The organism is Peribacillus sp. TH16, from assembly GCF_016651095.1.
GTDB lineage: Bacteria > Bacillota > Bacilli > Bacillales > DSM-1321 > Peribacillus > Peribacillus butanolivorans.
In genome coordinates this window covers 1,814,310-1,834,766 of record NZ_JAEKEM010000009.1, presented here as the reverse complement: position 1 = coordinate 1,834,766, position 20,457 = coordinate 1,814,310, and the positions used below count along the sequence as shown (strand labels likewise).

Annotated in this window: 21 protein-coding genes and 2 pseudogenes; 12 read left to right on the top strand and 11 right to left on the bottom strand. The window is 34.9% G+C overall.

What is annotated here, in order from left to right:
• Positions 1–90: 90 nt before the first annotated feature.
• From JFV29_RS22880 to JFV29_RS22870, 3 genes and pseudogenes are all read left to right on the top strand, one after another.
• Positions 91–546 carry an SRPBCC family protein gene (locus tag JFV29_RS22880; protein ID WP_201186567.1) on the top strand — a complete coding sequence of 152 codons (456 nt, stop codon included), beginning with the start codon at positions 91–93 and terminating at the stop codon, positions 544–546.
• Between the two features lie 73 nt (positions 547–619).
• Positions 620–718 (top strand): annotated as a pseudogene (locus JFV29_RS30735) (excalibur calcium-binding domain-containing protein); the annotation flags it as partial.
• A 77-nt stretch (positions 719–795) separates the two neighbouring features.
• Positions 796–2,144 (top strand): IS3 family transposase gene (locus JFV29_RS22870; RefSeq protein ID WP_201182105.1). Its coding sequence is split into 2 segments (ribosomal slippage): positions 796–1,240 and positions 1,240–2,144, totalling 1,350 coding nucleotides; the frame shifts between segments, so codons are not numbered across the junction.
• A 198-nt stretch (positions 2,145–2,342) separates the two neighbouring features.
• On the opposite strand, the gene JFV29_RS22865 is transcribed toward JFV29_RS22870, so the two are convergent.
• Together JFV29_RS22865 and JFV29_RS22860 are read right to left on the bottom strand one after the other, a co-directional pair.
• Entirely contained in the window at positions 2,343–3,326 is a 984-nt protein-coding gene (locus JFV29_RS22865; RefSeq protein WP_201186563.1) for an ornithine cyclodeaminase family protein, read from the bottom strand.
• Between the two features lie 34 nt (positions 3,327–3,360).
• Complete coding sequence (locus tag JFV29_RS22860; RefSeq protein WP_201186562.1) at positions 3,361–4,659, bottom strand: MFS transporter; 1,299 nt, start codon at positions 4,657–4,659, stop codon at positions 3,361–3,363.
• Positions 4,660–4,832: 173 nt separating this feature from the next.
• On the opposite strand from JFV29_RS22860, the gene JFV29_RS22855 reads away from it, so the two are divergent.
• Positions 4,833–5,345: a helix-turn-helix domain-containing protein gene (locus tag JFV29_RS22855; protein ID WP_201186561.1), complete on the top strand. Its 513-nt coding sequence runs from the start codon at positions 4,833–4,835 to the stop codon at positions 5,343–5,345.
• A gap of 488 nt (positions 5,346–5,833) precedes the next feature.
• Here JFV29_RS22855 and JFV29_RS31795 read toward each other — a convergent pair whose 3' ends face one another.
• The 4 genes from JFV29_RS31795 to JFV29_RS22835 form a co-directional block, all read right to left on the bottom strand.
• Positions 5,834–6,010, bottom strand: coding sequence for a sigma factor-like helix-turn-helix DNA-binding protein (locus JFV29_RS31795; RefSeq protein ID WP_201188033.1), 177 nt, complete (start codon positions 6,008–6,010; stop codon positions 5,834–5,836).
• Complete coding sequence (locus JFV29_RS22845) at positions 5,986–6,279, bottom strand: hypothetical protein (protein WP_201186560.1); 294 nt, start codon at positions 6,277–6,279, stop codon at positions 5,986–5,988. The genes JFV29_RS31795 and JFV29_RS22845 overlap by 25 nt, the downstream gene beginning before the upstream one ends.
• Before the next feature lie 88 nt (positions 6,280–6,367).
• Positions 6,368–6,766: a hypothetical protein gene (locus tag JFV29_RS22840; protein ID WP_201186559.1), complete on the bottom strand. Its 399-nt coding sequence runs from the start codon at positions 6,764–6,766 to the stop codon at positions 6,368–6,370.
• A 17-nt stretch (positions 6,767–6,783) separates the two neighbouring features.
• Entirely contained in the window at positions 6,784–7,011 is a 228-nt protein-coding gene (locus tag JFV29_RS22835) for a helix-turn-helix transcriptional regulator (RefSeq protein WP_342366584.1), read from the bottom strand.
• A gap of 242 nt (positions 7,012–7,253) precedes the next feature.
• Here JFV29_RS22835 and JFV29_RS31255 point away from each other — a divergent pair, with 242 nt between their 5' ends.
• Complete coding sequence (locus JFV29_RS31255; RefSeq protein WP_274607076.1) at positions 7,254–7,379, top strand: hypothetical protein; 126 nt, start codon at positions 7,254–7,256, stop codon at positions 7,377–7,379.
• Positions 7,380–7,564: 185 nt separating this feature from the next.
• On the opposite strand, the gene JFV29_RS22830 is transcribed toward JFV29_RS31255, so the two are convergent.
• Entirely contained in the window at positions 7,565–9,661 is a 2,097-nt protein-coding gene (locus tag JFV29_RS22830; RefSeq protein WP_201186558.1) for a DUF262 and DUF1524 domain-containing protein, read from the bottom strand.
• Between the two features lie 269 nt (positions 9,662–9,930).
• Here JFV29_RS22830 and JFV29_RS22825 point away from each other — a divergent pair, with 269 nt between their 5' ends.
• Positions 9,931–11,406: a hypothetical protein gene (locus tag JFV29_RS22825; protein WP_201186557.1), complete on the top strand. Its 1,476-nt coding sequence runs from the start codon at positions 9,931–9,933 to the stop codon at positions 11,404–11,406.
• Between the two features lie 25 nt (positions 11,407–11,431).
• Here JFV29_RS22825 and JFV29_RS22820 read toward each other — a convergent pair whose 3' ends face one another.
• Both JFV29_RS22820 and JFV29_RS22815 read right to left on the bottom strand, forming a co-directional pair.
• Complete coding sequence (locus JFV29_RS22820) at positions 11,432–12,511, bottom strand: DNA cytosine methyltransferase (protein ID WP_201186555.1); 1,080 nt, start codon at positions 12,509–12,511, stop codon at positions 11,432–11,434.
• 21 nt (positions 12,512–12,532) lie between these two features.
• Positions 12,533–13,624: a DNA cytosine methyltransferase gene (locus JFV29_RS22815; RefSeq protein ID WP_201186553.1), complete on the bottom strand. Its 1,092-nt coding sequence runs from the start codon at positions 13,622–13,624 to the stop codon at positions 12,533–12,535.
• Positions 13,625–13,825: 201 nt separating this feature from the next.
• Between JFV29_RS22815 and JFV29_RS22810 the strand changes: the two are divergent.
• From JFV29_RS22810 to JFV29_RS22790, 5 genes and pseudogenes are all read left to right on the top strand, one after another.
• Positions 13,826–14,274: pseudogene (locus JFV29_RS22810) on the top strand (JAB domain-containing protein).
• Between the two features lie 18 nt (positions 14,275–14,292).
• Positions 14,293–14,523, top strand: coding sequence for a hypothetical protein (locus JFV29_RS22805; RefSeq protein ID WP_242486931.1), 231 nt, complete (start codon positions 14,293–14,295; stop codon positions 14,521–14,523).
• Between the two features lie 270 nt (positions 14,524–14,793).
• On the top strand, positions 14,794–15,012 hold the full coding sequence (locus tag JFV29_RS22800; RefSeq protein ID WP_207205166.1) for a hypothetical protein: 219 nt from the start codon (positions 14,794–14,796) through the stop codon (positions 15,010–15,012).
• Positions 15,013–15,347: 335 nt separating this feature from the next.
• Positions 15,348–16,397, top strand: coding sequence for a DNA cytosine methyltransferase (locus JFV29_RS22795; RefSeq protein ID WP_201186549.1), 1,050 nt, complete (start codon positions 15,348–15,350; stop codon positions 16,395–16,397).
• Positions 16,398–16,437: 40 nt separating this feature from the next.
• Positions 16,438–17,508, top strand: a complete 1,071-nt coding sequence (locus JFV29_RS22790; RefSeq protein WP_201188031.1) for a DNA (cytosine-5-)-methyltransferase — start codon at positions 16,438–16,440, stop codon at positions 17,506–17,508.
• A 287-nt stretch (positions 17,509–17,795) separates the two neighbouring features.
• On the opposite strand, the gene JFV29_RS22785 is transcribed toward JFV29_RS22790, so the two are convergent.
• Together JFV29_RS22785 and JFV29_RS22780 are read right to left on the bottom strand one after the other, a co-directional pair.
• Positions 17,796–17,936 (bottom strand): hypothetical protein, encoded by a 141-nt coding sequence (locus JFV29_RS22785; RefSeq protein ID WP_207205165.1) that lies wholly within the window; start codon positions 17,934–17,936, stop codon positions 17,796–17,798.
• A 512-nt stretch (positions 17,937–18,448) separates the two neighbouring features.
• Positions 18,449–18,733: a hypothetical protein gene (locus tag JFV29_RS22780; protein ID WP_201186545.1), complete on the bottom strand. Its 285-nt coding sequence runs from the start codon at positions 18,731–18,733 to the stop codon at positions 18,449–18,451.
• A 660-nt stretch (positions 18,734–19,393) separates the two neighbouring features.
• Between JFV29_RS22780 and JFV29_RS22775 the strand changes: the two genes are divergently transcribed.
• Positions 19,394–20,026 carry a sigma-70 family RNA polymerase sigma factor gene (locus JFV29_RS22775; protein WP_201186543.1) on the top strand — a complete coding sequence of 211 codons (633 nt, stop codon included), beginning with the start codon at positions 19,394–19,396 and terminating at the stop codon, positions 20,024–20,026.
• Positions 20,027–20,457: the final 431 nt, after the last annotated feature.

The following is a 20,457-nucleotide window of genomic DNA, read 5'->3' as shown; positions in this document are numbered from 1 at the left end:
TCAGGTGATCCTAGATTATATGGACCCAAGTCAGTTGTTAATTTGGTTTTACATAGTAAAGTTAATATAATGTAGGTAGAGGTGATTCTATTGAAAACATGGACAAAAGAAATAGAAATAAACGCTCCAATTGAACAGGTTTGGAAGTTTCTTGATGGTTCTGTAGAAAATATGCAACAAATCATGCCTCAAGTAGTGGAACAAAAGCCCATTAAAATAACTGAAGAAGTGGTTGGAAGTGTATATCGCCAAAAATATAGAGAAGGAAAACGAACAGAAGAGTATGATATAGAAACATTAGAATATTCGAATGCAACGAATGAGAAAAAGCTAAAAGTAGGCTTTACACTAGCAAAAATGTTTGAAATTACAGCTTTATATGAATTAAATAAAATCAATGATAATAAGACTTCCTTTACATATACAGTCACCAATCGCCCTTTAAAGTGGTTTGTGAAATTATTTTTATTGTTTGCTACCGATAAAGTGGTAGTTGAATTTTTAGAACGTGTCAAAAATGTTGCTGAAGCAGAAACGGGTAGGTAATGATTTTGTTAAGTCAATCTTCCGCAATCGACACAACAACACAGATAGAAAAGAATCCATCTTTTTTCAAGATGGAATCAGACTGAAATACAGGCCCCATGTTTCAAAGGCACTATATGATGCCAATAAAAAAAGCGACCGTGATAAAGACTTGATCGCTTGTGAAAATTAAGGATTATTCAAAGGCCCTTCCGAATGAACTGCACCCCAATTGTTAGACAACATCTAACAATTGGAGGTGCAGTTTTTTTGACTAAATATACGATAGACGAAAAATTACATGCAGTTTTAGAGTACTTGGAAGGGAAAAAATCCTATAAATCCATCGCACAAGAAAGAAATGTAGGTTTATCCCCTCTGAAGAGATGGGTCGCTCGCTATCTAGAACATGGGATGGAAGGAATTGCTTCATCCTATACAAATTACACTCTGCCCTTTAAACTAGAGGTACTTAATTATATGAACGAATATGGGGCATCGATCAGCGAGACCGCTGTACACTATAATCTTCCTTCCGATTCTACACTTTTGAAATGGTCAAATCAGTTGAAGGAAGGAGGTATAGACGCCCTTAAACCAAAGAAAAAGGGGCGTCTATCCATGAAAAAAGAAACCAAAAAAACATCACCAGCTAAAGGCTCTCAAGAAGCACTTCTTGCCGAATTAGAATACTTACGTGCAGAGAATGCCTATCTAAAAAAGTTGAATGCCTTAGTTCAAGAAAAGGAAGCCCTACAAAGAAAGACAAAGCGAAAGTAGTCCATGAACTAAGGAAACAATTTGATTTAAATCTGCTTCTATCCATTTCTAACATGGCACGGAGTACATACTATTATTGGGTAAACGCCTTCGGGCGTGAGGATAAATACACAGAAATGAAATCCCTTATCGAAGAGATTTTCCATACGCATAAAGGGCGCTATGGGTATCGGCGTATCACCCTAGAATTACGTAACAGAGGTGCTCGCATCAATCATAAAACAGTTCTCCGATTGATGAATGAACTAGGATTGAAGTCTTTAGTTCGCATGAAGAAATACCGTTCGTACAAAGGGAAAATCGGCAAGATTGCACCCAACATTCTAGCACGTGATTTCAAGGCAACAAACTCAAATGAAAAATGGGTGACAGACGTCACAGAATTCCATCTAGCTGGGGAGAAACTATACTTATCGGCCATTCTTGATCTGTTTAATGGAGAAATCATCGCCTATAATGTCGAATCTCGGCCTGTTTATCCCCTCGTTTCCAAAATGCTGGAGAAAGCCTTTGACCGCTTGGAATCGAAAGATTCACCCATTCTTCATTCAGATCAGGGCTGGCATTACCAGATGAAACAATATTCGCATGATTTGAAAAGACATAACATTACACAAAGCATGTCCCGTAAAGGAAATTGTCTCGATAATGCGGTCATAGAAAACTTCTTTGGCCTATTAAAATCAGAGTTACTTTATCTTCAAGAATTTGAAAGCATGGAGCATTTCAAACAAGAATTAGAAGAATATATCCATTACTACAATCATCAACGAATCAAGGTAAAATTAAAAGGCATGAGCCCGGTAGAATTCCGGGTTCATGCCCTCAAGGCTGCCTAATTAAATAAAGTGTCTAACTTTTTGGGTTCACTTCAGAAAGAAGGGTCTCTTTTTTTAAGATGAAATGTTACTGCAAGTTAAGGCAAATGATTATCCCTAAAACAAAAAAACGCGTTAGGTCTCATGTTGAACGTCTCCTGTTTTTTTAAAAATCGGGTTGTTATTTCATTCAGCGATAGCAAAATGTATTGGCTTCTTTTATACCTCAATCTCCATCCCAATGTTCCGCTCTTTCGATTGGCAGTAAACGCCTTTTGCCACAGCGAGGTCAAAGTAAGCAGCACCGACTGATTTAAAGAAGGTAATTTCCTCTTCATTTTCCCTGCCTTTCTTGGTCAGCATTACAAGTTCATAAAGCTCCCCATGAATATCATTAAACGACCAATTCCCCTGATTGGCTGCATGAATGAGTTCTCCTGCTTCGTCCTTCACGCCCGCCAAATCGTCGACGATAATTTTAGCAGCGCGTGATACCGTGGTATTATCCACTTCTTTCATATGCGGCAAATAAGACCCGACTCCGTTAATGTGTGTGCCCGGCTTTAAATCCAGCCCGTTAAATACAGGCTCGTTCGAGCGGGTTGCACAGCAAATAATATCTGCTTGACGAACAGCTGCTGAAACATCTTCGAAAACTTCAAAAGGAACGGTTACTCCGAATGCCCGCAGCTTTTCACCGAATTTCTCCGCTTTCTCTGGTGTGCGATTTACTAATAAAATACGCTCAATGTCCCTTACGGCTAACACACCAATTGCTTGTTCAAATCCCATAGCCCCTGTTCCAATAATCGTGAGAACCTGTGCGTCTTTACGAGCAAGAAAGTCTGTGGCAATGCCGCTCAATGCCCCCGTTCTGAGACGTGTTAAATATGAGGCATTCAACAATGCTAAATGTTCGCCATTTTCTGCATCTGAAAGCAAGATGACTCCTTGTGTTGTTGCCATCCCCCTTGAAGGATTCTTTGGAAAAATGGTAACAATTTTGACCGCCGAAACTTCTTCAGATAAATCAGCGCTTGGCATGTAAAGTGCCGATGCCTCGTGTTGAGGGAAAGCAAGAACTGTGCGATGGGGGTTGTCTATTCTTCTAGCACCATGTGCACGTAATACGGCTTTTACATCCGAAATTGCGTCTTTCATTCCATATGTGTTTTGAATTTCCTTTTCACTTATAACCAACATTCAATTGTCCTCCTTAAAGTAAAAGAACCATAGATTACATGGCTCTACTATTATGCGTTTCGTCTAATTTCTGATTACTACGATCCTTAACTGCCCAAATCGCTGCTAGTGACAAGAGAGATGCAAAAATAATATAAATGGCGACAGGAACATAGGAGTTATTAAACCTATTAAGTAAAGCCGTTGCAACTAGCGGCGCCGTTCCTCCTGCCAGAGCTGCCCCGATTTGATATCCAAGCGTGATGCCGGTATAACGAATCCTTGCATCGAAAATTTCCGAGAACATCGTTCCAAGAACAGCTGTGATGGGAGCCCAAATAACCCCTAAACTTATCACTGTTGCAATGATTAATAAGAGTACCGATTTTTGCTGCAGCAACCAGAAGTATGGGAATGCAAACAGTGCCATCCCAATCGTTCCGCCTATAAACAGCTTTTTGCGGCCAATTTTATCAGATAACATCCCCATGAATGGTATTAAAATCGTCGTTATAATTGTTGCAATCATGACTGCAGTCAATGTAGCTGTCCGTGAGAAACCGAGATTTGAAGTAGCATATGATACGACAAATGTGCTAAAAATATAAAATGGCGCTGTTTCTACCACTTTGGCTCCCACGGCGATAAGCACTTCACGCCAATAATTCTTAAGAGTTTCTACAATCGGTAGCTTTGGAACTTCTCCGGATTCCTTTACTTTTTTGAAAGACGGTGTTTCATCAATTCCTTTACGAATCCATAGGCCGAAAAATACAAGCAAAGCACTAAAAATGAATGGTATACGCCATCCCCAAGTAATGAATGCGCTTTCAGGAAGCAGTGTCATAATAGATAAGGCAATGGTTCCAAGCAGCATTCCTATCGTAACACCCATCTGAGGAATAGCTCCGAACAAGCCCCGTTTCTCAGCGGGAGCATATTCAACGGCCAATAAAAGCGCGCCTCCCCATTCACCGCCAATTCCTAGACCTTGAACTAAGCGCAACGTAATTAATAAAATCGGCGCCCAAATACCAACGGCTTGATACGTAGGAAGAAGCCCCATCCCAAATGTTGCGACACCCATTAAACTAAGTGTTAAAACAAGTGTTTTCTTTCTCCCAATACGATCGCCAATATGGCTAAAGATCACTCCGCCAAAAGGGCGGATGAAGAATGCTAACGCAAAGGATGCATAGGAAAGCAACAGCCCTATTGTCGGATCCTCATTCACGAAGAACAACTGGTTAAACACGAGAGCTGCAACGGTCCCATATAAAAAATAGTCAAACCACTCAATCGAACTTCCGACTAAACTCGCGATTAATATTCGCCGCATTTGTTTCTTTTCCATCTTGAGTCATCCCTTCAAAATTGAAGTATCACTTCAATTTGTAATTTCTTTCATTTTAAATAATTAGAAATTTTCTGTCAATATTTTTTTGATAAGTTATTAATGACGGAACATTCATCAAAATTTGTCATGTATAATGTAGCTAGATACTATGTAAAAAAGGGGGCATCTGTATGCCTTTTGATTCAATCGGGAAAAAACTGAAATTATTGAGGAAAGAGCGAAAACTAACATTAAAGAGTCTAGCTGAACAAACAGGCGTTTCGATCAGCTTTTTATCACAAGTAGAACGGGGAAAATCAAGCGTCACATTAGAGTCATTAAAAAAAATCGCTGATACATTAGATGTCAACCCAAGCTTCTTTTTTTCTGAGGACCACTCCCAAGGAAATTCAGATTCGAATCATGAACAATTTCATTATCAGAATTTATCCAGCGGCATTCGTGATGCTGTTTTTTCACCTATTCTTGTCACTTTAAAGCCAGGGGAAAATAAAGGAAGCGCTTTTTCTCATACCGGACATGAATTTTTATTCATTATCGAAGGGAAGTTAACAGTGGAAATAGAGGGAGAAAGAATAGAACTCCATGAACAGCAGTCATTCATGTTCGATGCTAGAAAAGCCCATTACTGGTTTAACTTCTCGGATCAAATTGTCCGGTTTTTGGTGGTGTCGTCGAAATAATCTTGTTTTACAAAATGTTGCACGAAAGACTTATGTAAAACTATATCCAGTTAACGAAAAAGTTGATTGTTGTAAATGAGGTCATAAGTCGTACAAAAGGATAGATGTAAACAGGTATTCCTCACTGTTCATCTATCCTTTCTTTTTACCTTGTTAAATGTGTGACATTAAATCAAACATTAAAGTAATAAATTATTTATCGATGAAAAGAATAGAAAAGAAAAGAGACTTTTTATTTAATAGTATTTGCTATAGGGATAGTACAATAAAAATAGGTTACAATGACTTTATAAGTTATTCTATCAAGAACACGATAAAAGCACTTGGTTCCTTTTAGGCAACCAAGTGCTTTTTGGCATAAAATGTTATAAGAACGTTTGTATTTGTATTCATTGCCTATTATGTTAGTACGATTTCGCATTAATATGGGAGCTCTTTTGTGGTTCCCAAGGGGAGTGTGGTTGCAGTCAAAAGGAGGGGACAAGTAACTATTTTTCTTGAAGGAGGTTCCTTAATTCATTAATTGCTAGTTTGTGGTTTTTAGAAACTGCCTGCTGCGAAACGTTCATTATTACCGCTATTTCTTTAAATGCCAAATTATCAACATATTTTAACTTTAGTGTTTTCTTTTGAGTATTGGTTAAGAGGGATAGAGCGTTGGCAATTTGCTTATCTCGGCCCCATTTACTTCGGTGTAATGTACTTCACCATCTAATCCTTCGTGTGTTTTCACAGGAATAGTAAATTGCTTACCAATCGTACTTTCCATTTTTGCAACTTTGCCTTCATTTAACACAGAATAATCAATTTCGTTTGCCTGCAACTTACCGAAGTCAGCTGCAAGATTAAATTGTGCTGTTACTTTTTCCCGGATTTTCTCTTTAAACGATTGTTTTTCTTGCGCATTTAAAGATAATGAATTAATAATTGTCATTTAAAATCCTCCTTATATTTTTTTACCTTACAATCTATATGGGAGGAATTATTAACTTTTTTACAACCTATATCAAGTTTTATTTGGATTAGTTTACAAAACGTTGCACAATTTGAGAAATCATAAAAACCAACAAACTTGAAATAATAGCTCCGACCAAAATATTATAGCCTGATATGAAATCATTATAGAATCCAATTGTTCCAATCAATAAAAAAATCAGAATAAAAACATATGATATAGAGAGAGAAACTAGAATTTTACGAAAAAGACGTTGATCTGCAACAACATAACTATTGTTCCACTTATCATTTTTTTTCTCGACTAAGAAATTAATTACTTGATAACCCATAACAAGAGAAGCTATCCCCCACATAACCCAGAAATTACTTCCTGTTTCATCTACAAAAATTGAATAACATGAATATCCAAAGCCTAAGGATAAGCATATATAACCACCTAAAAGCATCCACTTTTTCAAACGCATAAAGATCCCTCCTGAATTTAATCTGTTTTTTCTTCTAAAAAGAATAATTTCTCGATTGGTTCATTTAATACAGCAGAGAGCATCAAGACAATTCCTATTGAGGGTTCGTATTTTTGTTTTTCCAAAGCAACAATTGTTTGTCTGTGTACACCTATTCGATCCGAAAGTTCTTCTTGAGTAAAATCATGTAATCTTCGAAAATATCGCACGTTGTTTTTTACTTTTCCTCTTTTCAAATTTTTCACCTCTTATGTATAGAATTATATACAAAATGGATTGAAAATAATACATTTTTATAAAAAAAAGGAATTAAATTGGATAAGCTCACCACCACATCCTAAGCAAGCAATGGATCGAACGTTTACTAGAGCCATCAGAAATTGGTGAAACAGCCGTTTTCTTAGCATCAGAAGGTGTTAAATAGAAGCATAGCAGCTGAAAGGTCGCGGATTGAAATGGAAGCTAGAAAAGAAAGGGTTGAGAGGTTTTGAGCGAGGAGAGGAAAGTCCGTTATAGAGATGTTGAAGACGCAATCTCCAAAATCGAAAGTACTTCAGAAGCTTTTGAGACATCTTTAATGAAAGAAATGGCCAGTCCAGTGGAAATGAGTTAGATGTTGTAAAAAATTATTTTTAAATATCCAAAAGCCCCTTCTGGAAGAAGGGGTTCTTTTTATTTTTAAAAGATTCAATGTTTCTGTGAAATTTAAAATGAAATGAATATCAATCAACAATAAATAGAATAAATGCTTAAACTAAAGTACTGATTAAAAATTTAGTTTGCATATATATTCCTTATTCATTCTGAATCAGAGTTTAATATAAATGACTGCTGAATAAGGTCCATAATAGGTTCTAAATCAGTCTCAGATGTTAAGCTAATTTCAATGTCTCCATTTCCCCGGTGGCCAATATCTGTCACATCTCTTCCAAGCTGATCAGGATCATGTAATTCACCGAATTTACAATTTAGCCAAATCTTTATAGTATGTTTTGCTGGTAATAAATCTACGAAATTTCTATTCCCATACTTAAAGGCGATATAAAACTTCTTTACTTCCTCATGAACGGAGCTATCTATGTTTAAGATCCGAGTTATTAATAAGTCATATAACTTATGGGTTTCAGAACTAAATGCATTGGCATGATGTTCAATTGTATAATCTGTTTTTGATTTTGACTCATTTTCGTTTTTCTTAAATAGTTTTAAAACATCTTCGGAAAGAGTCGGAGACTGCCAGACAGTAACTGCTCGTTCGGCTAGGGTATTTGCTCTTTCTTCAATCGATTCTTTTTTCCAAGTTGAAAATTTGGAAACGCTACGATTTAACCATAATGGGCTATCTTTGAATCCGCCTACAAGAGATAATTTTTCAGAAAAACTGCGATCGCTTAATTCAGAGTTATATCCAGTTAAAGTTAAATTGCCTAAAGTATGAAGGTAAGAAAGTTGGATTGCTTCCCAATCTGATCCTAAAGCTGTTTGCCATTCAACTGAAAGGTTTTTGTTTTGTGGCATTATATGTTCAATAGTATAATTTTCAACATTGACAATTTCTTTTCGATTATGATTTTCCAGCTTTCGTAACAGATAGTTGCGATTTCTGAAGTTGTATAGGTCTTTAATTAATAAGTCCCGACGAAATTCCTCATCAGATGGAAAGCGTCGATAGGATGTCTTAAATAAAAATGCTGCTTTTAAACTATTTAAGTAGTCAGTTTTATCAATCTCTTTTGACAAAGATGCGAAAGTATTATTTAACGAATTTGTTGGTATACTGCAAATTGCTCGTCTGAAAACGTAACTTTCAACTAATCTAAAAACAGTAATTAGCTCGTCTTTATTAATAATGTTTTGTATATAGTCATTGTAGACTTGCATTAAGAATGGATTAGCGGTATCTACTCTAAGTCCACGTATATCACAAAATACATTTTCAAGTATGGGATCTTTATCACGTAAATTAAGATTTACATAATATTGTCCATATGAATAAACATCAATAATTATTTCTTCAGTTGATAGGTGAGGGTGTTCAGTTACATAGGATTTAAATGCCTCGTATACAAAACCAATTTTGGGGATTACTCCTGTTTTAAGAGTTATATAATCCCTTATAAAGCGGTCAAAATAGCTTGAATCAGGTAGTTTGTCGAACTTGATTTCAAGCTTATACCAATATTTGTTGTATAGGTATTCCTGATCTTTTGGTTGTAACCCCATCAGGAAATAGTTTCGAATTAAATCAGCTTGTGATAAATCAAGCCCTGTGGAATTGAGACTCTCAAAGATTAATTGGGGGTTATCTTTATCACGATCTAAAGCTATATCCACAACAATAAGTTTATTAAGAGCTCGATAAATTTCATCCAAAGGTAAGGGACTTTTCATTATCTTATCCTTAAAGTACTTCTGATTCTCTACAATTCTTTTTGAATAATCATCCTCGAATTCATTTCTTTCAAGTAAATCAATATAAGTTTGACGATCTTTTTGGGTTAATAATAGCTTGTATCGGGTGTCATCATCTTCTTCAGCATTAAATAGGAAGTAATTACGAACTTTCTTTGATGTAATTGATTCGCAGATTTTAATCTGTTCTTCCATTACTTCAGAAAACGCAGATAAAATTAGACTTAAGGTTGTTAACCTTTGCTGACCATCTATTACTAAAAGTTGAGGCACAGAAGTTACATGATATAAACCTTTCTCAACATAAACTATTGAACCTAAAAAATGTGCTGATAGATTCACATCTTCAGAGATTCGTTCAATATCGTCCCATAACTGAGCACATTGTTTTTTTGTCCAACTATATGTCCGTTGATAAATCGGAATAACGAATTGCTTTGGCCCTTTTAGAAATTGTAAAAAGTTTGTCTCGGTGGCTTTCATAAATGTACCTCCAATTTTCTTTACATACTACTTATTATAACGAAATATGGATACTGGGTATAATTAAACAGGATGATGGTTGAGACATCAGGTTTATTTTATACTTAAAGTTGCCGATAATTATTTATGGTGCAGAGAAGGTAATTCTTTTGAACGTGATAAGGTGAACCGTACCATAAGTAAATGAGGTTTTTTTAAATCGATATATTAATGCCTCTTAATTTTTGCTAGAATTAAACAGAAAAAGCGAAATTTTAGGGGGTTATTTTTTGAGTCATGACTTATATGCTTCATGGGCAAATTCTGAATTGGCAGACATTTTCACGCAGAGTCCTATTCATTTCCTGAATAATAGTCAAGGAAGAACCTTTTCGATATATGCCACTAAAGAAGGCAAAACCAACTGGCCTTTGGCTGATGGTGTATTAGTAATAGAGGAAAATGGAAGTGAACTATATAGATTAGCACTGGAGTTTAAAAAGAAAAATGAAGGAATACATGGAATATTAACAGCACTAGGTCAGTCTCAGGCTTACTTAGATAAAGGGTATCATGGCACTGTAATTATTATTCCCGATAGGTATGATACACATTCCCAACCGGGGCAATATTTAAAGCAAATATTGGACATGGTTTCCAATCATATACCTATTTCTATCGTTACATATCATGACCCTGATTTATTTGCTACTTCTCCCTTTAGAGGAAAACTTAACCTTATACGAGCAATGGATTTATCTAATGCGTCGATAATTCCGCGTGCTAATGCAAGTGCTCCAAACTATATTAAAACACAATGGGCTCATTTAAGAGAAGGTAGTAGTGACTCAGATGCTTTCTATAGGTATTTACAAATAGCAAAGAGGTTTTCTATAGACAATTTAACCGAACCCGTAATTAATATTCCGATGGGATTATCTAATGCTGTACAAAAGTTGGGTGGAACTAATCTATTTAAATATTTATCAAATTCTGTTGGTGATACTTTACATGATATTGTTTGGAGAAATTTTTGGCTAAGCTATGTTTTAAACGACGATACAATAGAAATTTGGAGCAAAAATGGTAATCAATATGTGGTTAATGAGAATTCATCAAAGTTATTGACCTCAGACGATCAATTTAAAAAGTTCTTTGTGGGAAGGTCTGATTCAATAAAAAATAAGTTGGTTAGTAAACTAAATAATTCAAACATTACAGAAGACAATGCTTGGGAAGAATTTGCAACAAATGTAAGAAATCGAGCCCATAGCTATAGAGAGGATTTAGATTCAGGAATGACTCACATTGGTCTTTTGGATAATGACGGAAAGCCAACTGATATTGGATATAGGTTTGTGGATGCCTGTGAAAGAAATAGAAATAATAGCAATGGAGGTACACCTAGAGCAATCCTTGGTTCTGCAATATTAAAAATAGGTCAGCTAGGGGCCTTTCTTTATTATGCACATAGATTGTCCGATGAAAAATTTGAAAATAACGTATTAGAGTTTACCGCACGAGATGCAAGAGGAAGGCTAAAATTTAACCAAAAGGATTATTTAATTTGGTTAGAAGATGAATTATCAAATAATTTAAAAGTTATGAGAAAAGTATCCCTAAGGGGTGGAGCAGCAAGGCAACCATTTCAAGCTGAATTAGCTATATTAAGGCAATTTGGTTTCATAAAAAAAGGTTTCAGAATTGGAGTAGGACTAAATATTAATTGGGAAGTTGTACAGAATACTATGGATGTAAAAATATAGAAAACGGAAGAAGCTTTTCCGTTTTCTATATTTTTACTCTTTGGAACTTCTTAATATCTAAAGCTAAATGTTCGAAGAATTTCTCAGCTATTAATGGGGGAACAGCGTTACCAACTTGAATACATTGTTGTTGTCTTGTCCCACAGAAAACATGAGAATCAGGAAATGTTTGTATCCTAGCTGCTTCCCTTACTGTAAGTGTACGATTTAGTGTAGGATGAATAGGAAAAGCATTATGTCCAGGAACCAAGGTATTAGAAGGTTCATTTCTATGAAGTCTTTTATATATATGACTATAATTCTGAACTTTACCTGTGGTTGAATCAGGTCGTGTTGAGTTTAAAAGATGTTCAGGTAAATCCTCAATCACCAATTTTTTACCCTCTTTAACATAAGACATTCTTTCTGCGACAATCTCTTTATGCTTTAAAGGAATATGATTAGGTATATCATCTTCTGTTTTATCAACCAAGTCCATTATAGTTTGCCCAACAGTGATATAACTTTCATCAAATAAAGTTGGGTGATCAAAATGAGATGGAGCAGGAAATGTAACCTTTTCCCCCATTCTGTTCCCAATCATCAACATCCTTTGTCTTTTTTGAGGAACACCATAATCAGCTGTGTTAAAGACATTATAATCAATGTTGGTATATCCAATTTTATTAAACGCTGATATTACTTCTTTAATAAATAATCCATTATCTAATGATAAAAATCCTTTTACATTTTCCATAAAGAAATATTTAGGTTGTAGTTCTTTTACTATCCGAATATATTCGTAAACAAGCTTATTCCTGTCATCTTCTTTTGGATTATAACCCTTCGTATTGATAAATCTCCTTTTGCCAAAAACAGAAAATCCTTGACATGGTGGACCCCCAACTACTAAATCCACTTCTTTCCCTTCGGTAAATTCAAGTATTTTTTCGAAAGTTAGATTTCTAATATCATCATCAAAGATTGGTATTTTAGGAAAGTTAAGATGATGGGTGTTTACTGCTGCTTTATCAATTTCTACTGAAAATAAGACATTATAATTAGCTTTTATTAGACCAGTTAATAAACCACCTGCTCCTGAGAACAAATCTACTGCATTAAGCATTTTTATTCTCCTTTCTAAGTTTTATTTAGCTGATACTAGGGTTTTGGGTTCCTCTATTAAAAGTTTTTGTTTAATATGGTTTGCAAGAATTTTTGAAAACATTGGTGGTACAGCATTTCCTACTTGGTGCCCTTGTTGTCGTCTATTCCCTTGGAATATCATCCAATCTGGAAAAGTTTGAATCCTAGCTGCTTCGCGTACAGTAAGACTTCTATTTAAGATTGGATGGATTGGAAATGCATCATTTCCAGGAACCATTGTTAAGGCAGGATTAGTCCGACTTAATCTTTTATAAGTGTTTCCAAAGTTTTTCCTATATAGTTCAGGGGGCAGCGAATCTTCTGGAAGGCGGCCGCCTTCCGGGATAAGTTTATATCTTTCTATATTTTTTTCAGTGTGCTTAAGAGGCACATGGTTAAATTCTTTGTCTTCCTCAATAGTTGAAAGGTCCTCAATAACCTTCCAACAATTTTCCCATGGTAATAATCCGTTTTCTTCATTTTGTGAATGTGACTTTGGGGGGAATTCAATTTCATGTCCAAGACGATTACCAATAATAAAGACTCTCTCTCTCATCTGTGGAACACCATAATCAGCCATATTTATAAGTTTAATTCCAAATTTATATTTAGTTTTTCCTAGTTCTTCCTTAATCCCTTCAATAAACATTCCCTTATCCATGGTAAGAATACCTTTTACGTTTTCCATAATAAAATATTTGGGTTGTAATTCGTTAATTAGTCTAATATATTCTAAAACTAATGTGTTTCTTTCGTCCTTAAGAGTGCGTTTCTCTATATCTGATGAGGACCTTTTTCCAATCGTTGAGAACCCTTGACATGGAGGTCCTCCAATCAATACATCTACTTCACTTTCACCTAATACTCCATATATCTCTTCAGAATTAATATTTCTTATATCTTTGTTTGTAAAAGGGATGTTTGGAAAGTTAAATTTATGTGTTCTCTCAACGAGTGAGTTATTATCAGCACAAAGTCCAATTTTAAAACCAGCTTGTTCAAAGCCAATGTGTAAGCCACCAGCCCCACAAAATAAGTCAACTACTACCATATTTTTAAGAGTCTCCTCCATAAAAAGATATTTATATTTCATATATTAACATAAATCGACAAACGGAACAAATGTTCTGTATTTAATTTTAAAGATTAACTTATTAATTATAACGTTATTTTGTAAGGTTGTAATCAGATATTATTTGTTAATTCAACGTATCTACTAAGTTAATAAATATATATTATGATTCTGAGAACAATGTAATTTATTATCTTTATTAACTAAAGAAGGAGAATAATAATGAAAAAAGAAAACGAGCTAGCGAAGAGAGTAAACATTGTTTCACTGAAACTAGTAAAAGAGTCCAACCTTTTGTACAAGGAGAGGGCAGTGAGGTCACCGGAGGATGGATACCAATTAATTAAGTTGCTTTTAGAGGATAAAGACCGTGAATACTTCATCGTCGCATCACTGGATACAAAGAATCAGCCAGTATCAATCAATGTCTGTCATATTGGCAGCCTGAATGCAAGTATAGTTCATCCTCGTGAGGTGATGAAATCAGCGATCCTCAGCAACGCGGCATCAATAATTGTTGGCCACAATCACCGTAAAAACCTGAACCGAGTAAAGAGGGTATAAAGGTAACTAAGAGGTTAGCGGAGGCTAGAAAGATTATTGGCATAGACGTTCTTGACCACATCATCGTCGGAGATGAAACATTCGTTTCATTAAAAGAAAAAGGCTAAATTTAAGGAGGAAAGGTATTGTACAGTAAGGAAGTAGTAAAGATATTTATGGAAGAGATGTTCGGAGTCGATGTTAGTGCTTCGAAACTGGCGGAAGAAGCGGTTGAGCTTTACTTGGAAGAACTAGACGAGAAGATTGTCTCTCCGGATATTCTCACAGGTCTACCTGACCCAGTTGTTTTTCTGACATATTCATATGATGAAAAATCAGAGTGGATTATTGGTATTGCTTTAGAAGCCAGAAACTAATAATCCACTCTTTTTAATTTGCATGAAAGATGGGGAAAGGGTGTATGTATGAGGAAAAACTAAATTTTCCATGACTGATACCGAGTAAGGATATACCTCTTTACTGATTCATACACCTATTTTTTTCTAAGTACCTCCCCCCCCCCTGACACCTAATGAACAGAAAGAAGGAAAAATCAGTGAGAAAAAGAAGGTCTATAACGGGGTATACCAAAAAAGGTTTTGCAGGAAAGGGCAAAAATATCTCATAATACTGTGTTCGACAGACGCTTGAATAAGGTAAATGAAATTTATGGTCTATCAATGAAAAGTATAAATCCTTTCAAGGAATTAGTTGATGATGAAAACTCTAAATTTGAGATTCCTTTAGAAGCGATGCCCTTACTTGGGATATTGCTGTTAAGTGTTGATGCTAACCCTTTTTTTAGAATAAATGCGGATGTGAAAAAAATTGATGCCGAAAAAATAATAAGTTTTAACAAAGCATGATTGAAGAAATTGAAGAACTACCCAATTATGAAAAATATATCATTAAAGACCACGCTGTGGAAATAGGTGAATGGATGAGCGGATTAAAGCAATAATAGAAGTAACCAGGAGTGAAAAACCATGAAATTCCGTTGAGTAATCCATAATATAAAAAAGTAGGAAAAGTCATGCATAATCTAGTTGAAAAAGAAAAAAGGAAAAGAAGAGAACATTCAATTTCCTTTGCGTTTTTATCAACCTTAATATAGAGTTCCTCCAATGGAAACATACATATGTTCTATGGCTCAGTAATCTGTTATAATAAAATTTGTACTTTGAAGGTGGTGGAGGAAATAATGCTTATTGTTGATTTATTTTGTGGAGCTGGTGGCCTTCATATAGGCTTTAAGGAAGCTGGATATAGAATCGGATTAAGTGTTGATAATAATGAAAATGTAAAAAGAACACATTTGTATAATCACCCTTTTGTACCTTTTTGGAACAGAGATATTCGTGAAATAGATACAAATGAAATAAGAGAAGTAATAGATTATGAAAGCTTAGATGGTATTATTGGTGGTCCACCATGTCAAGGCTTTTCTACCATAGGTAGAAGAGTTTCTTCAAAACCTGAGGTAAGAAATACGTATGATCCTAGAAATGAACTAGTAGATGAATATATTCGCCTTGTACGAGAATTACAACCTAAGTTTTTCTTAATGGAGAATGTCAAAGGAATTCTAACTTGGGACAAGGGTGAATTTATTAATAATATTATAGAAAAGTTTAAGGGTTGTGGTTATACCGTTGACTATAAATTAATAAATATGGCGGATTATGGAGTGCCACAAACTAGAGAACGTGTTTTCATTTTAGGAAACAGATTAAATCAACCAGTGAGCTTTCCAGCTTCAACTCATTCTGATAGCCCAAAGGATGGTCTAAAACCATGGGTTGGCTGCTGGGATTCAATAAAGGATTTAGTTAACCATGAAGAGGATCCAGGCTTTAACCATGTTCCTTTAAAACATACTGAGAAAAATATAGAACGATATAAACTTATTCCAGAGGGCGGAAGATTACCAGAAGATGCACTTCCTCCTGAATTATACAGAAAGAATTTTGGCAATACATTTAAAAGGTTAGGTAGAAAAAAACCAGCACTTACAATGGTACCAGGAAATGATGCTTTTCCGATTCATCCTATTCTAAACAGAAGCCTTACTGTAAGAGAAGCTGCTAGAATCCAGACTTTCCCTGATAATATTATTTTTAAAGGTAATAGGCGCCAACAAGGACACCAGGTTGGTAATGCAGTACCTCCTTTATTTTCTAAGATATTAGCCAGGCATATTAAAGAGAATATTTTAAAAGAAAAACAATTAGAGTTCCAATTTAATGATTAAAAATAGGGGGTATATTTACATTGCTAACTGCTGTTGACTTATTTTCAGGGGCGGGGGGTTATTAGTTGGGCTTGAAAAGGCTGAGTATCAAACTCTTTTTTCTGTTGAAATTGATAAAGATGCTTGTAAGACTCATGCTTATAACTTTCCTCATATCCCAGTTTTTAATGATGATATAAGAGATCTTGATTCTTCGCTTATTAAATCTTTAGCTAAAGGAAAAGAAGTTGATATTGTAGTGGGGGGCCCACCCTGCCAAGGTTTTTCTGTATTTGGAAAAAGGCGTTTCGTTAATACACAAGGATATGATCCTAAAAGTGACCCACGGAATTTTCTCGTGTACGAATATATTAGAGTTATTAAAGAATTGAAACCTAAATACTTTTTTATGGAGAATGTTAAGGGGTTTGTAAGTTTAGATAAGGGTAAATTCATTGAAGAAGTAATTAATGAATTCAAGAAAATTGGTTATAAAGACATTGATTATAAAATTGTTAATACTGCTGATTATGGTGTCCCTCAAAAAAGACACCGTATGTTGATGATAGGTAATAGAATTGGGGAACCAGTCACTTTTCCAGAAGTAACCCATTCTTCAGCTAATGAACTATGTATGCCTGAGTATACGACAGTAGGAGAAGCAATTATGGACTTGGTCGATAAGACTGAGGAGGAAATACCGAATCATGTTCCCCTTAAACACAAGCCAATTGTTTCAGAAAGAATGTCTTATGTTGAAGAAGGCGGGAAATTAGATATAAATAAAATTCCAGAGACACTTCTGCAAGCAACAAGACCAGACTCTACAACAGGACAGGTAAAAAATTATAGTCATGTTTACAAAAGATTACATCGAGAACAACCTTCCCTCACGTTAGTACCAGGGCATAATGCTTTTCCTATCCATCCGACCTTAAACAGGACGCTAACTGTGAGAGAAGCTGCTAGAATTCAGACTTTTCCAGATAATCATGTATTCTTCGGTTCAAGACAACAACAATGTATCCAGGTTGGTAATGCTGTTCCACCTCTATTGGCGGAAGTATATTTCAGACAAATAGCAATGCAAATAGAGGATGATAAAGCTAAACATAGTACTACTTCTGTTTAATATTTAGTTATACAGTAAAATTGTAACCCAGAATACTTTGTATTCTCCGCCAGTTAAAAACAAGTCCCCTTTGGGGGTCAAAGAATTCTCTTCCATTTTTTATTAGTATCCCTAGGTGACTCCATAGAGTAAATTCGTCTTGAAAAGCTTTTTTCAAATGGATTCTTGCTCTATTGGGGTTTCTTTTTATTAAGTGTTGGTTTTCTAAAAGCTGGATTACTCCAGCCTTTATTTCATCTGATCCCTCAAATCTACTTATATCATGATTCAGTAAAAAGTCATTAAACTCATCCTTTTACAAGAAGTAAATGTGCCAGTGCATCCACAAATGCTGGAGATGAAAGTCCTCTTCTTTTTCCATTTGAAAGCAATACCGCCCCATCACTTGTTAGAACCCCTCTGCCATCCCAAAGCTTTAATTGGTTCATAAAATTGAAGTGATTTTTCCTTAAATTCACCTAATTTGTATCAACACCATGAGATGCTTTTATTCTTAGAATTTCTAGAGCTTCAGCGGTCGTTAAATTTCCGTCAACTACTTTCTTCCTAAGACGTGCTTAGTTTTATATAAGGAAATCCTTTTATTTGTATTATCAAATTAATTTACATTTAATTCAATGTAATCAAGTGTATCTAGGCTTCTCTGGGACAATAATAGTCATTCCAATAGATATCCCAAATTTTTATTTAACCTATGACCTTCATAATCCAACTGAAATTGATCGCTTATGCTCAAGAAAAAAAATACCTCATTTGGGGAGGTATCCCTCCAGTTAACATAAAAGGTAGAGTTCACCTTCGCCCCTCGGAGGGTTCGATGCCTTATTACATTTCTTTCAGCGAATTCAGATTTTAAAGTTATATCAAAATCATCCTCTGGGGTAGCATCGGGTGGATAAGTAACCACTGCAATAGGCACAGTACTTAGTTCATTTGAATTTTAAGAATTTGCTATGTAATCGGCGATTGGAAAACCATCTTCGATGAATTCGGGTAAAACGAGTATAGCTGAACTAAAAATATTCAAATAAGCTATTACTTGTCCTAAACCAGTAAGACATCCTCTCTTACTTTCTAATGGAGGCTTAAATTCTAAACCTATTGATAACTTTTTATTATCGTCATATAAGGATGCATCAGCTAATGGCCAAGTATTAGGAGCACTACCTAATCTTAAACTAGTTTGAACAAAAATACCTGGGTTCCATAATGGTTCCCTTAACATCCTCTCTCCAGAACCTTTAAGCTTGTAACCCTTGCCATACGATGGTGAAAAAGCTATTCCATAAAAGTGCCTCACTTCTTACGAAATATTACTACAATTCCATAATATCACTATTTGTAACATGATAAAATAGTGGTATCCATTTTACATTAGGTATTTTTTAATATAAATAACTTACTTAAATGTCAACTCGTAAATATATTCCAAAACTTTAAGTATTCTTTTAAAAGCTTATTCCTAATCAGACAAATTATCTGTAAAAAGCTATTTTACTTCGAGTAGGTAGTTTTCTTCGACTAACCTCTTTTTCCTTATTTTATAAGACTTGAATCTATTTAACCCACTTGCTATATCATAGTGATTAAAAAGCAGTGTCACTTTCTGATTAACGCCTTGTAATAGAACTTTGCCATTACAACTCTGCCGTCCGCCATCATATGACTCAAGTTGTAGTTGGATGGGTGGTGTTTAAATTCGAAAGTCTGCTTTTTATTTCGTAACGAAAAGATTGTATACCAATCATTTCAGTTCCTTATCCACATGTAATTTTTCTTCCGCCAAAAATAATATTTACCAATAAGTAGAAGTGGTTTTAGTGCAGACAACCTGTAAATGGTATAATTATTGTATATAGAATTCTGACTTTTGAAGGAGAAAGAAATGAAAACCATAAATGACTACACTCAAATTAATTTATTAAAAATGACTGATGAGAGTTTAGTTCAACTTGCACAAGAAAAGAATAACGAAGAAGCAATTAGTGCATTGTTTAATCGATATAGAGGGTTGTTATTATTTTTCTCGAAAAAGTACTATATTCAAGGTGCGGATATAGATGATGCATTTCAAGAAGCATTAATAGGATTTTACAAAGCAGTGATAGACTTCAAGTTTACAGGGGGAGTTTCCTTTCCTGGATTTGCGAAAATGTGTGTTAATAGACATTTAATTTCATCTGTTAAAAAAGCAAATAGGAACAAAAATGCATTATTAAACAATTCATTATCCTTACAAGCAAAAATAAACCATGAACGAGATCTAACGTATGGTGAAGTAGTAAGTATTAAAGATATATTTGACCCTGAGAAACAGCTAATAATAAAAGAAAGTTATAATGAAATATTATCTTCTAATTCTTACTTAACAAATTTTGAGAAACGTGCTTTATTGTTAGTTTTGGAAGGATATAACCACAATGAGGCGGGGGAAATAATGGGGGTAAGTAGTAAAGGTATTCAAAATGCTATGTATAGAATTAGAAAAAAAATTAGGGGTGAAAACCTACTAGTATAAATAATGTACTAAAAAATCTATAGCATAGGAGAAAATATTATGTCTGTTGAACACAAGGGATTCCATATGGATAGGAGAAATATTATTAAGTAAAAGATACTTCGAGATATATTTGTATTAGGATTGAGGACTAAAGAATGTAGATATAAAAATTCAGGAAGAAACATATCATAATTCCATAACTTTTTAAAGGATTTTTCAGCCTGTTTTCGATACTCTGTTTCTTTTAAGTAGCTATGAAAGAATGGTGCTGCTGCTTCCTCAGAGGTGATTGGCTTGAATCAACTATCATCTCCACGCTCTAGCATGGCTAGCAAAACGACCATCTTATCACTCTACGCCATACCCGTTTTCTCTACTTCCACTAGCCATTGTTCATGTCACCTATGTCTAAGTGGAGTGGAAGCTCTAAAGGGTTAATTTCTTACGAA

Coding starts and splice junctions, on each gene's coding strand:
- JFV29_RS22795 (WP_201186549.1), top strand. CDS start 15,348: ATGCTTATTGTTGATTTATTTTGTGGAGCTGGTGGCCTTCATATAGGC.
- JFV29_RS22815 (WP_201186553.1), bottom strand. CDS start 13,624: ATGAAATATAAATATCTTTTTATGGAGGAGACTCTTAAAAATATGGTA.
- JFV29_RS22780 (WP_201186545.1), bottom strand. CDS start 18,733: ATGTTAAGGGAACCATTATGGAACCCAGGTATTTTTGTTCAAACTAGT.
- JFV29_RS22820 (WP_201186555.1), bottom strand. CDS start 12,511: ATGCTTAATGCAGTAGATTTGTTCTCAGGAGCAGGTGGTTTATTAACT.
- JFV29_RS22855 (WP_201186561.1), top strand. CDS start 4,833: ATGCCTTTTGATTCAATCGGGAAAAAACTGAAATTATTGAGGAAAGAG.
- JFV29_RS22775 (WP_201186543.1), top strand. CDS start 19,394: ATGAAAACCATAAATGACTACACTCAAATTAATTTATTAAAAATGACT.
- JFV29_RS22860 (WP_201186562.1), bottom strand. CDS start 4,659: ATGGAAAAGAAACAAATGCGGCGAATATTAATCGCGAGTTTAGTCGGA.
- JFV29_RS22845 (WP_201186560.1), bottom strand. CDS start 6,279: ATGACAATTATTAATTCATTATCTTTAAATGCGCAAGAAAAACAATCG.
- JFV29_RS22785 (WP_207205165.1), bottom strand. CDS start 17,936: ATGAACCAATTAAAGCTTTGGGATGGCAGAGGGGTTCTAACAAGTGAT.
- JFV29_RS22840 (WP_201186559.1), bottom strand. CDS start 6,766: ATGCGTTTGAAAAAGTGGATGCTTTTAGGTGGTTATATATGCTTATCC.
- JFV29_RS22830 (WP_201186558.1), bottom strand. CDS start 9,661: ATGAAAGCCACCGAGACAAACTTTTTACAATTTCTAAAAGGGCCAAAG.
- JFV29_RS22865 (WP_201186563.1), bottom strand. CDS start 3,326: ATGTTGGTTATAAGTGAAAAGGAAATTCAAAACACATATGGAATGAAA.